Here is a 14405-nt window from a genome sequence, read left to right as displayed (position 1 = left end):
TTCCTGAGGAAGAACTTTTTTAATTTAATCTAAAGAGAACCACCTTCTACAGGTATTTCCGGTACTATAATATAGCATTCTTCATTAATTGCGACACAAACATCAGCTTCGGGGCAGTAATACCTTCCAGGAGGGCACTTTGAAGTAACTGCTGCTCCTCTAATTGTTTTCAGTTCTTTTCTTGACAGACTTTTTAAATTTTTCATAATAATAGTATTTGGTTGTTTATAAAATTTTTCAGTTTCTATTTTCTAAAATTAATAAATAATTTTTATTAATTTAAATTTATTTTTTTCATAATCAACATATTATAAAAGAAATTTTCACAAAAAAGTAAAGGAAACTTTTTATAGAGATTATTTTATACAACAGGAACTGGTGAATTTGATTTTAAATCATATCACAAGGATGACAGTAACTCATACCTTTTCTTTATTTCAAAAATTACCGTGATAAAACTACATCGAATACAATAATTAATTATATTTGACACAACAAAAACACATTTATGGAAAGCGAAAATTTCGATCCCTCTGTATTCGGCACTTGCCGTTCTTTTCAAGACTGGCTTCACGACAAAACCAACTCTATGGTTTATTGTCTTTTGACCATAGACGGAAAAGAATTTCTGAGAAAAAACAGCTATGAAGTAGAACTTCACCAGAAAACCAATGACCACGATACTTTTACCATTACCGTTCCGGATGATGCTTTAGACACATTCAAAGGGTATGTAATGGAAAATTCCAGGAAATTACTCGGAAAAGAAATAGGAATTACCTATTGGCGTTTTGGCGAATCCCGGTATTATTTTAGAGGCATCATCGGAAAAATCCGCAACAAAAAAGACGAAGGTGGCGGTTACGGAGATTTGCACATTACAGGATTTGCACCAGGCATTTTGTTAGAAAGCGGAAAAGACTGTCAAAGTTTTGAAGACAAAACACTGGAACAGATCATCAAGCAAATTAACGAAGAATATCCAGCAGAAGCACAGGTAGAGATTACTTCCAATCACCTGAATGCTTACAACAAAAAAGCCCTTCCTTACACCGTTCAATACAAAGAATCTGATTATCAGTTTATCCGGAGACTCGCTATTCGTCACGGAGAATATTTGTATTACAACGGTGAAAAGCTGGTTTTTGGAGGTCAGGTACAGCCTGTTTTGAAGCTTAGGGAAAATATGGACCTGATCGATGTTGAATTTGAGATGCGGATGCAGGCGCAGGAATTTACCTTCACAGGGTATGACACGCAGAGCGGAGCCAAAATAGAAAAACACAGCAATGGTGTACAAAGCGAGTTCAAGGAAAGTCCTTTTCAGGCAATTGCGGTCATTGCTTCGAAAACCATTTTTAATAAAAAACCAAAAATGCACTTCAACCATACCGGAATCCAAAACCGGTCAGAAGGGCAATTGGCAGAAGCAGTTCGGCTGGAAAAAGAAAAGCGGGAGAACCTGATGCAGGTAAAAGGCAGAAGTAAAACTCCCGAACTGAAAATAGGCGGAAGAGCCCAGCTTTCGGATATCAACGGCAAAGCGATGGAAACCTACCGGATTATAGAAATCAAGCACGTTTATGAGCCGGGTGAATATTACAACGAGTTTGTCGGAATCCCCGATTTATTCAATGCCTCCCCTTACATTGATACCGAAGCCGTACCGAAAGGCGAAGAACAACCCGCAAGAGTGATGGACAACAACGACCCGATGGGAATGGGAAGAGTACGGGTACAATTTCCGTGGCAGGAAGATAAAGGACAGAAAACGCCTTGGATCAGGTTGATACAACCACACTCAGGATCAGGCAAAGGTTTCCATTTTATCCCGGAGATCGGTGAGGAAGTTCTGGTAAGCCACGAAGCCTAGAATGCAGAAAAACCTTTTGTGATGGGAACGCATTATAATGGGAGTGAAACGAGTTCGTACCACACTTCTGGCAATGATAAGAAAGTAATCCACACACGAAGCGGAACCAAGATTATTCTGAATGATGCAGAAGGTTCTGTTTTCATTGAAGATCCGAGTGGAAATACGTATTTGATGGATGGACAGGGAAATATTAATGTGAATGCACCCAATGACATGACTTTTACTGCCGGAAAAAATATGAACATTAATGTTGGTCAAAATATGACGACAACGGTGGGAATGAATTGTTCTGAAACCGTAGGAATGAATAAAACGGTTGGTGTAGGAATGATGAGCATGCTCAATGTAGGAACTGATTTTGTAACCAGTGTTATTGGAAAGCTTACACATTATGTAAAAGGCAATCTGGAAACTTTTGCTGAAAAAGAGCATAAACTCACCAGTCTGAAAGGAATTAATGTTGCCAGTCAAGGCAAAGTAGAACATCATGCCGAAAAGCAGGTGGAAAATAACAGCGGTGAACAATCTAAAAGCCATTAGCATGAGCATTGAATATTTTGTAGAAGGCGAGGTAAAATTTGAGGTAGGAGGAGATTATTTGACGTATTCTAAAGAAAATATTATCCACAGCAGTGCCATATCGGTAGTGCAACAGGGGAAAGAAAACGGCGTAAGCTATAAAAAGCCAAAAGAAATAAATCCGGATGATAAGCCCGTCAATATTATAGAAGTAAGCCTTAATCTTTTTTTTGACGGTACACAGAACAACAAAACCAATACCGAAGCCGGGAAAGATCATAAAAATTCTAATCACGAAGATGACAGCTATACCAATGATTTTTCCAACGTAGCCCGAGGTTTTGATGCCGTAGAACCCAATGCTGAAAATCAAGTAAGCTACTATATAGAAGGTATTGGTACAGAAGATTTAGAAAGTGAATCAATACCATTCACCACGAAACCCAACAACGCAGGAATACCTTTTGGTACAGGATCACGCGGAGTACCTGGAAAAGTTACCAAAGGTTGTATAAAAGGTGCTGAAGTCCTAAATAAATATGCGGGTAAAAAGGGTATTCATCTGAAGGTAAATGTGTACGGATTCAGCAGAGGCGCTACTGCGGCAAGACATTTTGTACATATTGCGACCCATCCTGCAAGAGTATTGAAAATGAACAATAAAAAAGGTATGGCATTAGCGCCTTTTGATGATCCAGATAAGCGTATTGAAGTAGCATTGGATGACCCTTTGGTAGAACAGCACGGTTATTTTGGGGCTTGTTTACTATATTGGGAAGTAATTCCCTACAAGATCAGTTTCAATTTTGTGGGATTATACGATACGGTTGCTGCGTACGGGATGGATCATAGGGGAAAAAGTGTGGCAGGTGTGAGCATCATAGATGATGATACCAAGCAGTTAGGTTTGGATGCGGTAAAAAAAGCATACTTTGTACTGCAGTTAGCGGCAGATGATGAGCACCGGGATAATTTTGATCTGACCAATATTAAAATGTCGGGGCTAAAAGGCCTTGAATTTACCCTTCCCGGTGTGCACTCAGATATTGGCGGCTGCTACGTGGAAATGGCAGAAGAAATAGTAGATTTATACCAAGAAGAAGGAAGTGGTGCCGAAATTGAAAAATTCCGAAAAATCCTTATCGAAGAAGGCTGGTATAAAGATAGCCGCGAAGAGATCTGGATAGAAAGGCTATCTCCTCACGTACATGGGGTAGACTCGAGATTTATATTAAAAGGCAGGCGACAGCTTCACAATACCTATGATAAAGTCTCGCTCAATACCATGTTCCATTACTCCAAGCAATTTGAGGTGAAGTATGATGAAACTCTTATAAAGAGTCATCAGATTCAGGATTCTTTTTTAGGGAAGATATACAATCAGCTTCTTAATTATTTGAATGCCTGCAACACTTTGAGAAGTACCTATATTGAGGAGTATAATAAAACCAATTCTTCCGGAGATTATTGTGAAAAAATAAAAACGCTGCATTACGATGAGTTTATAAACCCGGAAGATCTTAAAAGCCTCCGAAACCAATACCTTCACTGGTCAGCAAGTGTCACCAAGTTTGGTTTGGGTCCACGGACAGGTAAGGTCACCAATGGGAAAGAACGTAAAAGAAATATACAGGATGGATAATATAAAATTAAAATACATATTTCAAAATATTGTATGCTTTATATTTTGTATTCAACTAATGCAATGTCAAAAAATGAAAGATAAAAAGATGGCTTTTCAGGTGGAGATATGCTCTCCAACAACGAAGTATAGAATAGAGCCGGTAGCAGATAAGATTAAAACATTGGAAGTTACCCCTGCAGGACTGCCCTATGGTGGTTCTTCCGGACGATGGGGAGATTCCGGATCAACTTGGACAGAACAGTACGGAACACCTATTGGTGCAGATATCACCTATTATTCTCCCTATGAGAATGTTTTTTACAGGTTAGATGTCGATTTCCCTGTAGAAACTATAAAAGATTATATGGAGCGTGCTTATTCAATTTGGGATGACCTTAAGGGTGAAACACAGGAATATAAAAGAATGGGAAGAGGTTACAAAGCTTCTGATGGTACTAATTCTTACGATAGTTTTTCAACATTGGTTTTCGGTTTTGCTCCAAAAGGAATGGTTGTAGTGTGGCTGAACTTTGGGAATACACGTATTGAACTAGGGCGTTATCAGGCAATTATCGTCAATAATAAAGAAGCAATAGCTAAAGCAAAAGAAAATTACACTAAAATATATAGAATAACCACCGAATTAACTTACAAAAACATGAAAGAAATTGGTGGATATCCAAGCCCTCAAGAAACGCCTCAAAAATGGGATAATTACAGAATACGTTATCAATGGCGTGCTGTGGTTTCATCTAAAAATCCTAAATTCAGATTATTTGAAATTCTTAACTACACTTTTAATGGTGAAAAAGAGGGCGCATTAAGACCCTGGGCTTTGGATATGCCGTATAAAGAGCGTGCTATTCCTCAGGAAATGGTTTTTACCTGGGAAACGGGAAAAGAAAAGTCTGAAAAATTTAATGCGAGAGCATTTTTCGATTGGGAAAAAACGAATGAAGCTTTTAAAAAAGAAACGGGTAAAATAGATATGCAGGTAAAAATTTCGGATGACAATAATTCAATTGAGATTTTGCTTAATGGTAAACCTTTAGCATCAGACAGCATCCGTATTTACCAATGGGAAGGAGATTATAAGGAAAGTTATAAGTAAGATAAAAACCTTTTCCAAGATAAAAAAGGTTTTTTATTTCCCCTAAAGACTTTAAGAAATCAATATCTTCAGTGGTCAGCAAGTATTACCAAATTTGGTTTAGGACCAAGAATAGGAAAAGTAACGAATGGGAAAGAACGAAAAAAGAAATATACAGGATGGATAACATAAAAAACTTTACTAAATCCTTACTACTTACGAGTGTATGCTTTATACTTTGCATTCAATTAGCACAATGCCAGAAAATGAAAAATGAAACATTAGACTTTCAGGTGGAAATTTCTTCACCGGCAACAAAATATAGAATAGAACCTGTATTCGATAAAATCAAGACTCTGGAAGGAAACCATGCGGGCTTCCCTTATGGTGGCTCATCCGGTAGTTGGGGCGATTCCGGAAAAGGTTGGACAGAGCAGAACGGAACTCCCATAGGAGCAGATATTACATACTATTCCCGTTACGAAGGAAATGAAACTTTTTATCGCTTAGATGTAGATTTTCCTATAGATGTCATAAAAGATTATATGGAACGGGCATATTCAAGGATAGATGACAAAGAAGGAGCTACTGAGGAATATAAAAGGTTAGGAAGAGGTTTTAAGTCGGGTGGCGGCAAAGCGTATAGTAGTTTTTCTGCTTTGGTTTTTGGTTTTGCGCCCAAAGGCATGGTCGTGGTATGGCTTCGTTTTGGTTCTGGCGGAACCCAGATCGAACTAGGCCGATATCAGGCAGAGCCTCTTACAGATGCTGCCGAAATCGCCAAAGCGAAAGAAAAATATTTGAAAACGTATAGAATAACACAGGAACGATACAATGAAGCTATTAAAGAGTTGGAAATTCCCGATGCTTCTCCAAAACAATGGGACAATTACAGGATACGTTATCAGTGGAAACCTGTTGTTATTTCAAAGCATCCTAAATTTGAACTGATGGAAATTATGAACGACTATTACAATGGTGAGAAAGATAACATGCTTCGTCCGTGGGTTTCCAAGCCCGCAATACGGGAAAAAGGAATTCCCAGAGAGATTGATGTTTTTTGGCAAACCGGAAAAGAGAGTTCAGAACATTTTCAGACAAATATTTTCTTTGATTGGGAAAAAACCAATGAAGCATTCAAGAAAGCAGGCAATACAGTAGAGATGCGGGTGAAGATTGCAGAAGATAATAATACTGTAGAGGTATTTCTTAATAATCAGCCTTTGAAAACGGATAGTATAAGAATCTTTGGCTGGTCAGAAAGTATGGAAAAAAATTGGTTTAAAAGTTTGGAATAATATTGCAAATAAAACAGGAATGCAGCACCATAAAAAAACAGATCTTAAAACACTAACCTACCAAGCGCCTGTCGTGTTGGTGCGTTATAAGTTTCAGTCATATTTGCTGTATAATTCGGAGACCAGTGCTTACCTGTATTTAGATCCCCATCGTGGAATCTGCTTTTCCGATGACCTGGGAAACCATTTTGTGTGTGGTGCAATGATTACAAAAATCAAAACTGATTGCGAAAACATTGATCTAGAACTTGGGAAGTCGGCGTATGTAAAAAGTTTGGGATTCTATTATCATACCCTGCTCTGGAGTGAAGTGTACCAAAAAGCCACCGATTATTTCACTATTTTTTCGGAATAAAGGCACACTAAATGAAAAAGATTGATTTAGAATGAAGAAAAAACTTTTCCACTTTAATAGGAGATAGAAGTTCTTGATCTTCAGGTGCAATAGATTTATTTAAGTACGCGAATTAATAAAATTATGAGTGGTGTGTTGCCCACTCTCCTGCTTAAATTTGAAAGATAGATTTGTATAGTTTTTCATTTAGTTGACACATATAAAATAAATATTTATAACACGTTTATCTATAAATATCTAAGCAATTTATGTAGTCTCGGAGAATTTAAATAATTTTAAGATGCTGTCAGGATGATGAACTATACATTCAATATATAAACTCAGTAAATGATTATAGATTTTATTTATCGATATGGATAATTTCAATAGATAAAAATTGTATATTTGCACCATTAAATTATAAATCAAAAATTAGAAAATTATGTCTTTAGTAGGTAAAAAATTTCCAAACGTAACGATTGATGCAATGTCTGAAATGGGTGATGATCTTAAAATCAACATCTTTGAAGAAACTACAAAAAACCAGCAAAAAGTGATTTTGTTCTGGTATCCAAAAGATTTTACTTTCGTTTGCCCGACTGAGCTTCATGCTTTTCAAGAGGCTTTAGGTGAATTCGAAAAAAGAAATACGAAAGTAATCGGTGCTTCTTGTGATACAAACGAAGTACACTTTGCATGGTTAAACGTTTCAAAAGACAACGGGGGTATTGAAGGAGTTACTTATCCGCTTTTAGCTGATACTCACAGACAATTGGCAAACTTATTAGATATTGTTGATCAGGATCTGGAATTTGACGAAGAAGGAAATGAGTATTTCACAGGTTCAAATGTAACATACAGAGCAACTTATTTGATCGATGAGACCGGAAAAGTATTCCACGAGTCTGTAAATGATATGCCTTTGGGAAGAAACGTAAAAGAATATTTAAGATTAATCGATGCGTACACACACGTTCAAAAGCACGGTGAAGTTTGCCCTGCAAACTGGGAAGAAGGAAAAGATGCTATGAAAGCAGACAGAACTTCTACTGCTGAATATTTAGCAAAGAACTAAATTTTAATATAACAATGTAGCAATCTAGCAGTATACCAATTTTAAAATCTCTTTTTTAATTGGTACATTGATAAATTATTTGATTGCTACATTGTTTATTTTTTTTCTTTAAAAAATAAACTTATGTATACAGAATTAACAGAAGATACGCTGCAAAATATTGTGAGCGACAATGAAAAAGTAGTGGTACAATACGGAGCAACATGGTGCGGAAACTGCAGAATTATGAAGCCTAAATTCAAAAAACTGGCTTCGGAAAATGATGCAATCCCATTTTTGTATGTAGATGCTGAAAAACTTCCTGAAAGCAGAAAATTAGCTAAAGTTGACAATCTACCAACCTTTGCTATTTTTAAAAACGGCGAATTGGTGAATCAGGTTCAGTCTAATCAGGCGGAAAGTTTAATTAACTTATTCAATGAATTATAATATGAATTCGTAATTCTGCGAATCCATATAAAAAATAAAATCACACATGAAATTACCTGTAATCAGACAATTTTATCAGAATCAGACCCCTGAAAATTTGGAAAAAACTTTAGAGGTTTTAGAAAGTTTCAGTGAGTTCAGAGGAACAAGCGAAGAAGATCTAAATGTTGCCGGAGAATTGATTACCAACATCTGCGGAGCTTTAGAAGTTCACGCCAATGTACAAAATGGCATGAGCGAAAAAGATGCTTTAAACTCTTTTGCTCAAAAGGTTTTAGGATCAATCGACAAATAATAAAATTCTAAGAGTTCATATTCTTAAAACAAAAAAATCCTGATGCATAATACATCAGGATTTTTAGTTTAGTGTATTGAATTTAACTCTTTCTGTTTAAAACATTTAAAATCAGCAGGAGAAAATTTTTTAATTTTACTTGATTTGTTTGTAAGGTTTCACGCCTAATATTTTCCCGTCTTCCTGAAAAACTGCGGTGATAATTTCTTTCGGATCAGATTTAGATTTATCATCAGAATATTTATACTGAATCATAGGATAATTTTCACCATTCATCAAAGATTTGTATCCTGTTTTATAAATTTCCGTTTTTCTCGTAAAATCAATTTGTTCCAAAAGCTTTTGATAAACTTTCTCTGTAAATGATGGTTTTGCTTTTTCAGAAAGCAGACTTTCTACTTTAGCTTTATCCGAAACTTTTAAAGCTGAGATAAACTCCTCAAATTTTCCGTTAAAAAGTTCTTTCTGACTTTTACTGAGTTCTAATTTCTGCTCAGTTGTTCGATTATCTTTTACTACTTCTGCTTTTTTTACCTTCTGTGAAAAACACAGCTGGAACGTTAAAAAAGAAAGTATGACTAATATCTTGTTCATATCATGGATTTTGGTTGACAGGTAAATTTAATGATAATTATTATATAACTTCCAAAAATCTCATCGTATCTACATTATCAGCATACGTATCAAGTCCCGGATTCTGAGCTTCGCCGAAATGTATCGTTTCAATTCCCAAGTCGTTTTTACCAACCACGCATTGAATATTTTCTTCATTTTCACTGATGAAATTTTTTACTTCATCCAAAGAAGAATATCTACTGAAATGAATGACAGACAACGGACTGAACAATTTTTCGTCTTCCTTCAGCATAACAAAATTATTATCCCAGAATTGATCCTGATTCAAAAGATAAACTGCTCTGTTGTAATCATAATTATTGGCATATTTATTATGATTAATGATTTCTTTAAAATCAATAAAACTTTCAAAAACCCTGTCAATAATAAAATTTTCCGGAATAAAAAGTCTCGTCACATTTCTGCAACCTAACCCAAAATACCGGAAAATATCCTGAGCCAAAAGTTTTAATTCCGCTTCTGTTTCATCACCTTTTATCACGGCAACCGAAGTTCTGTTTTTTCTGATAATACTTAAATGATTTTTAAAGTAATAATCTAAATATCTCGCCGTATTATTGCTTCCTGTAGCTATTACGGCATCAAAGTCGGTCAGTCTTTCAACAAACTCATATTCAATTTCATGATCAGAAAATTCTTTCCATTTTTTTAATAAAAAAGGAATCATCTGCTTGTCTTTTGAAGATAATTTAATCAGTGGAACATGATTGCTCAAAACCACCGAAATCACATCATGCCATCCGACTAAAGGAATATTTCCGGCAAGAATTAATCCTACTCTTTTTGTCGTTTTTGAAGGAGAATAATTGCTTAACCAGGAATTAAGATTTTCCTCATTTAACAAATCTGCCCATTGCTTCAATGCAAATCTTTGATTTTCTGTGGTAAACCAAGGATTTTCGATTTCAGATTTTTTAATGACTGATTCAAATTCAGAATCATTCTCATTAAAATCTTCATTATTTTCTGACAAATAGCTTTTTATATAATCACTTAATTTAATAAGTCCCAAAACTTGTTTTTCGATATTCATAATTACTGTAAAAGTGGGGAATATTTTGTAATTTTGTGCAAATTTAAAAAAAATTAGCGATGGCTATTAAAATAACTGATGAATGCATCAATTGCGGCGCTTGCGAACCGGAGTGTCCGAATAATGCAATCTATGAAGGAGCGGTAGACTGGAAAGCTTCCGAAGGTACAGAATTAAAAGGTACTGTGACATTACCATCAGGATTAACTGTTGATGCAGATGCACCACAAGAACCGGTAAATGATGATGTCTATTTCATTGTAACAGACAAATGCACAGAGTGTAAAGGCTTCCATGAAGAGCCACAGTGTGCAGCAGTTTGCCCGGTAGATTGCTGTGTTCCGGATGAAGATCATGTAGAGTCTGAAGAAACTTTGCTTAATAAAAAAGCATTTTTACACGGTGAATAAAATACGCCGTCTCATTTTTGTTGAGACGGTTTTTTTTTCTTTATATTTAAATTTAATTCAAATACTGAATAGCAGATTGAGAAATCAGCACAATCCCAATAAACAAAAAGTAAAATTATGAGCAAAAAGCACAATTTCAGCGCACGAACCATGTATCTTACCTCAGGAAGTTTTCGAAAAATCAGCAGAAGCGATTTTAGATTTTAACGGTATCGGATTATCTCTTCTTGAAATTTCGCACAGAAGCAAAGATTTTGTTGCGGTGATGGATGAAGCTCGGGCAATCGTAAAAAGACTGATGAATTTGGGTGACGATTATGAAGTTTTGTATTTAGGAGGTGGCGCAAGTCTTCAGTTTGCGATGATTCCTTACAATTTGATGAAGGTTGGCGGAAAAGCAGCTTACCTTGATACAGGAACATGGGCTGCAGGAGCTGTAAAAGAAGCAAAAAAAGTAGGAACAGTAGATGTTGTAGGTTCTTCAAAAGAAAGACAACTACTCTTTTATCCCAAAAGATTATACGGTAGGTTCAGAATACGATTATTTCCACTGTACTTCAAACAACACAATCTACGGAACTCAGATGAAATCTTTTCCTGAAGTAGATACTTTGATGATTTGCGATATGAGTTCTGATATTTTTTCAAGACAATTAGATTTTTCAAAATTTGATTTAATCTACGCCGGAGCTCAGAAAAACATGGGACCTGCAGGAGTAACTTTAGTGGTAATCAAAAAAGAAATTTTAGGAAAAACAGGCAGAGAAAATATGTTTTCGATCTTAGATTATTCTGAGCATATTTCTAAAGAATCAATGTACAATACTCCACCGGTTTTCCCTGTGTATGCATCTTTACTTACATTACAGCATTTAGAAAACAATGGAGGAATTGCCGCTGCTGAAGCAAGAAACGAAGCAAAAGCAAAACTTTTATATAATGAAATTGATACCAATCCAATGTTTGAAACATTTTGTGTTGAAGAAGACCGTTCTTTGATGAATGTTTCATTTAAATTAATTGACGACAGCAAAAAAGAAGAATTTGATGCTGCATGGAAAGCTGCCGGAATCAGCGGATTGAACGGTCACAGAAGTTTAGGGGGATACAGAGCAAGTATGTACAACGCCTTACCTCTTGAAAGCGTGCAGGTTTTGGTGGATGTGATGAAGTCAATAAAATAACTTAAATTAGGCAACACAAAAAATTAAAAAGATTAAGAGATTTTTAGATTTAAAATGAAAGACAAAATTGTCTGAAATCTAAGTTCTGAAATCTAAACATCTAAAACAACAATATGAAAGTCTTAGCTAACGACGGAATTTCCAAAGCAGGTGAGCTTGCTTTAAAAGAAGCAGGAATCGAAGTGCTCGATAACAGAGTTGCGCAGGATCACGTTATCAGTTTCATTAATGAAAATAACGTTGACGTTCTTTTGGTGAGAAGTGCTACCAAAGTAAGACAGGAATTGATTGATGCTTGTCCGAGTTTGAAAATTATCGGAAGAGGCGGCATCGGCATGGATAATATTGATGTTGAATATGCCATTGAAAAAGGTCTTTACGTAATCAACACTCCCAATGCATCTTCGAGATCAGTGGCTGAGCTGGTGTTTGCGCATTTCTTTTCTTTAGCAAGATTCTTACATGAATCCAACCGATTAATGCCGTTGGAAGGAGATACGAATTTCAATGCTTTGAAAAAATCTTTCAACAATGCTTACGAACTTTCTGGTAAAACTTTGGGAGTTATCGGATTTGGAAGTATTGGTCAGGAAGTGGTGAAGATGGGAATTTCTTTGGGGATGAAAGTTAAAGTTCTGACAAGAAAACCAAAGACCAAGACAATCAGTTTAAGTTTTTTTGACGGACAAACCGTTGATTTTGAAGTTACATCAACCAACGATTCTGATGCTTTCTACAAAGACACTGATTTTATCAGCATCAATACTCCGAAAACAAATGAATATGTAATAGATACACCTCAATTTGAAAAAATGGAAGATGGTGTGTTTATCGTAAATACTGCAAGAGGTGGTGTCATCAACGAAGTAACCTTAATCAATAACATCGAATCAGGAAAAGTTGCAGGAGCTGCACTCGACGTTTTTGAAACCGAACCGACTCCCGAACTGATTTTATTAATGAATCCAAACCTGTCCCTTACACCCCATCTTGGCGGAAACACCCTTGATGCTCAGGAAAAAATAGGTGTTGAGCTTGCCGAACAGATTATTGAGATTAAAAAGAAACTATAAATTATATATGCCAGTTTTTAAACCTTTCCGTGGAATAAGACCTCATAAAGATCATGAGGCTACATTTCCTACTCATCCTTTAGATAATTTCACTCAGGCTGAAATCACTGAAAAAGCTCAAAAAGAGAAAACTTACATCAATATGATAAAACCCTATGTTGTAAGTAAATCTAAAGATGTCGACCGGAATTTAAGGAAAATACGTTCAACTTTTGAAGAGCTGATGGATGATAAAACACTCGTTCAGGACAGTTCGTCATATTATCTGTATGAGCAAATTTATCCTAATAAGCAGGTTTTCAGAGGGCTTCTCGGTCTAACGAACATAGAAGATTTCTGGGCAGGTAAAATAAAACGTCACGAAAGTACAATTCCTCAGCGAAAAGAGAAGCTGGCTCATTATTTAGATAAAGTAAACCTTCAGGCAGAGCCTGTACTGCTCACTTATCCATCCAATTCTAAGATAGAGTTACTGATGAATCATGAGGAGAAAAATGTTCCGATTTTCAATCATGTTGATTCAGTGGGAATCAGACACAAAATCTGGAGAATAGATAACCGTTTGAAACTTCAGCAGTTCAAAGAAGTAATTGATCAGATCGATTCTTTCTACATTGCAGATGGTCACCACAGAATTGGTTCCACAGCGATTCACGCAAAACGTTTGAAAGATAAAAACAAAAAACATAATGGTACAGAAGCGTATAATTTTGTCTACAGCTTTATAGTTTCCAACCAATCTATAAAAATTCATGATTACAACAGAATCGTTAAAAGCATCGGAGATCTTTCCACTGAAGAATTCCTTAAAAGACTTGAAAAATATTTTTTAATTCACGAAAAAGAAGAAACTCCATACTATCCGTCACAGAAATTCCATATTTCTATGTATATTGATGGTAAGTTCTACTCTCTTCATGTGAAACATGACCTTCGTTCGCAGGAAATGTCTTTAGATAATCTTGATCACCATCTTTTAGATAAATATATCATTAAAGATATTTTAAAAATTGAAGATTCAGACAGTTCAGATCAGATCACTTACAGCAAAGGAACTTCAAATATTGAAGGAATCAAGCTTTTGAAAGAAAAAGTGGATAACGGTGAAGGTAAAGTAGGTTTTGGCGTTTATCCTGTAAGTTTTAATGACATGATTAAAATTTCTGATTTAAAACTTCGTATGCCTCCAAAATGTACATTCATCGAACCAAAATTGGTTACTGCATTATTAATGTACGATATGAAACAATAAAAGCTTTCTGCTTTTTGCAAAAAATTAATTCAATATTAAAAATCCTCAAAATTACTCTTCTGCAAAAGAAAATAATTTTGGGGATTTTTTAATAATATGAGTATTTAATCTAAAACTTTTGTTGTCTTTGCAAAAGTGATTCCTTTACGAACTTAAATATTTAGTGAAAAACTCTTTGCGCCTTTGTATTAAATTGAATATTAATAAAAACCAATATTTATAAGAGTTAGTGAATTTTTCTTTATTTTTATGCACCGAAAGAAAAAGGTCAGTAAAA

15 protein-coding genes and 1 pseudogene are annotated in these 14405 nt (G+C 35.4%); 13 read left to right on the top strand and 3 right to left on the bottom strand.

Annotated features, from left to right (window positions below; genetic code table 11):
* Window positions 1-29 precede the first annotated feature (29 nt).
* The gene (locus ACZZZA_RS12690) at window positions 30-206 is read right to left on the bottom strand and encodes a bacteriocin-like protein (RefSeq protein WP_463432281.1); all 177 of its coding nucleotides are present in this window, start codon (window positions 204-206) and stop codon (window positions 30-32) included.
* A gap of 302 nt (window positions 207-508) precedes the next feature.
* On the opposite strand from ACZZZA_RS12690, the gene ACZZZA_RS12685 reads away from it, so the two are divergent.
* The 9 genes from ACZZZA_RS12685 (at window position 509) to ACZZZA_RS12645 (ending at window position 8540) form a co-directional block, all read left to right on the top strand.
* A complete protein-coding gene (locus tag ACZZZA_RS12685) occupies window positions 509-1873 on the top strand; it encodes a contractile injection system protein, VgrG/Pvc8 family (RefSeq protein ID WP_463432279.1) in 1365 nt (454 codons plus the stop codon).
* Window positions 1874-1894: 21 nt separating this feature from the next.
* On the top strand, window positions 1895-2416 hold the full coding sequence (locus tag ACZZZA_RS12680; protein ID WP_463432277.1) for a bacteriophage T4 gp5 trimerisation domain-containing protein: 522 nt from the start codon (window positions 1895-1897) through the stop codon (window positions 2414-2416).
* A complete protein-coding gene (locus tag ACZZZA_RS12675; protein WP_463432275.1) occupies window positions 2394-4037 on the top strand; it encodes a phospholipase effector Tle1 domain-containing protein in 1644 nt (547 codons plus the stop codon). Before ACZZZA_RS12680 ends, ACZZZA_RS12675 begins: the two co-directional genes overlap by 23 nt.
* Window positions 4038-4110: 73 nt before the next feature.
* Entirely contained in the window at window positions 4111-5130 is a 1020-nt protein-coding gene (locus tag ACZZZA_RS12670) for a DUF2931 family protein (protein ID WP_463432273.1), read from the top strand.
* Window positions 5131-5375: 245 nt separating this feature from the next.
* The gene (locus ACZZZA_RS12665; RefSeq protein WP_463432271.1) at window positions 5376-6407 is read left to right on the top strand and encodes a DUF2931 family protein; all 1032 of its coding nucleotides are present in this window, start codon (window positions 5376-5378) and stop codon (window positions 6405-6407) included.
* A 19-nt stretch (window positions 6408-6426) separates the two neighbouring features.
* Window positions 6427-6762, top strand: a complete 336-nt coding sequence (locus ACZZZA_RS12660) for a hypothetical protein (protein ID WP_463432269.1) — start codon at window positions 6427-6429, stop codon at window positions 6760-6762.
* Between the two features lie 421 nt (window positions 6763-7183).
* On the top strand, window positions 7184-7816 hold the full coding sequence (locus tag ACZZZA_RS12655) for a peroxiredoxin (RefSeq protein ID WP_264748401.1): 633 nt from the start codon (window positions 7184-7186) through the stop codon (window positions 7814-7816).
* Window positions 7817-7939: 123 nt separating this feature from the next.
* Entirely contained in the window at window positions 7940-8245 is a 306-nt protein-coding gene (locus tag ACZZZA_RS12650; RefSeq protein WP_229984819.1) for a thioredoxin family protein, read from the top strand.
* 46 nt (window positions 8246-8291) lie between these two features.
* On the top strand, window positions 8292-8540 hold the full coding sequence (locus ACZZZA_RS12645) for a DUF6952 family protein (protein WP_027375263.1): 249 nt from the start codon (window positions 8292-8294) through the stop codon (window positions 8538-8540).
* A gap of 135 nt (window positions 8541-8675) precedes the next feature.
* On the opposite strand, the gene ACZZZA_RS12640 is transcribed toward ACZZZA_RS12645, so the two are convergent.
* Window positions 8676-9134 (bottom strand): peptidylprolyl isomerase, encoded by a 459-nt coding sequence (locus ACZZZA_RS12640; RefSeq protein ID WP_463432254.1) that lies wholly within the window; start codon window positions 9132-9134, stop codon window positions 8676-8678.
* 40 nt (window positions 9135-9174) lie between these two features.
* Entirely contained in the window at window positions 9175-10209 is a 1035-nt protein-coding gene (locus ACZZZA_RS12635) for an acyl-CoA reductase (protein ID WP_463432252.1), read from the bottom strand.
* 59 nt (window positions 10210-10268) lie between these two features.
* Between ACZZZA_RS12635 and ACZZZA_RS12630 the strand changes: the two genes are divergently transcribed.
* From ACZZZA_RS12630 to ACZZZA_RS12615, 4 genes and pseudogenes are all read left to right on the top strand, one after another.
* Window positions 10269-10619, top strand: coding sequence for a 4Fe-4S binding protein (locus tag ACZZZA_RS12630; protein WP_220179325.1), 351 nt, complete (start codon window positions 10269-10271; stop codon window positions 10617-10619).
* A gap of 117 nt (window positions 10620-10736) precedes the next feature.
* Window positions 10737-11803 (top strand): annotated as a pseudogene (gene serC / locus ACZZZA_RS12625) (3-phosphoserine/phosphohydroxythreonine transaminase).
* A 113-nt stretch (window positions 11804-11916) separates the two neighbouring features.
* The gene (locus tag ACZZZA_RS12620) at window positions 11917-12876 is read left to right on the top strand and encodes a D-2-hydroxyacid dehydrogenase (RefSeq protein ID WP_463432249.1); all 960 of its coding nucleotides are present in this window, start codon (window positions 11917-11919) and stop codon (window positions 12874-12876) included.
* A gap of 7 nt (window positions 12877-12883) precedes the next feature.
* Window positions 12884-14128: a DUF1015 domain-containing protein gene (locus ACZZZA_RS12615; RefSeq protein WP_463432247.1), complete on the top strand. Its 1245-nt coding sequence runs from the start codon at window positions 12884-12886 to the stop codon at window positions 14126-14128.
* Window positions 14129-14405 lie beyond the last annotated feature (277 nt).

It is taken from the genome of Chryseobacterium sp. AC405b (assembly GCF_979258685.1).
This window is presented reverse-complemented; position numbering and strand designations above follow the sequence as displayed.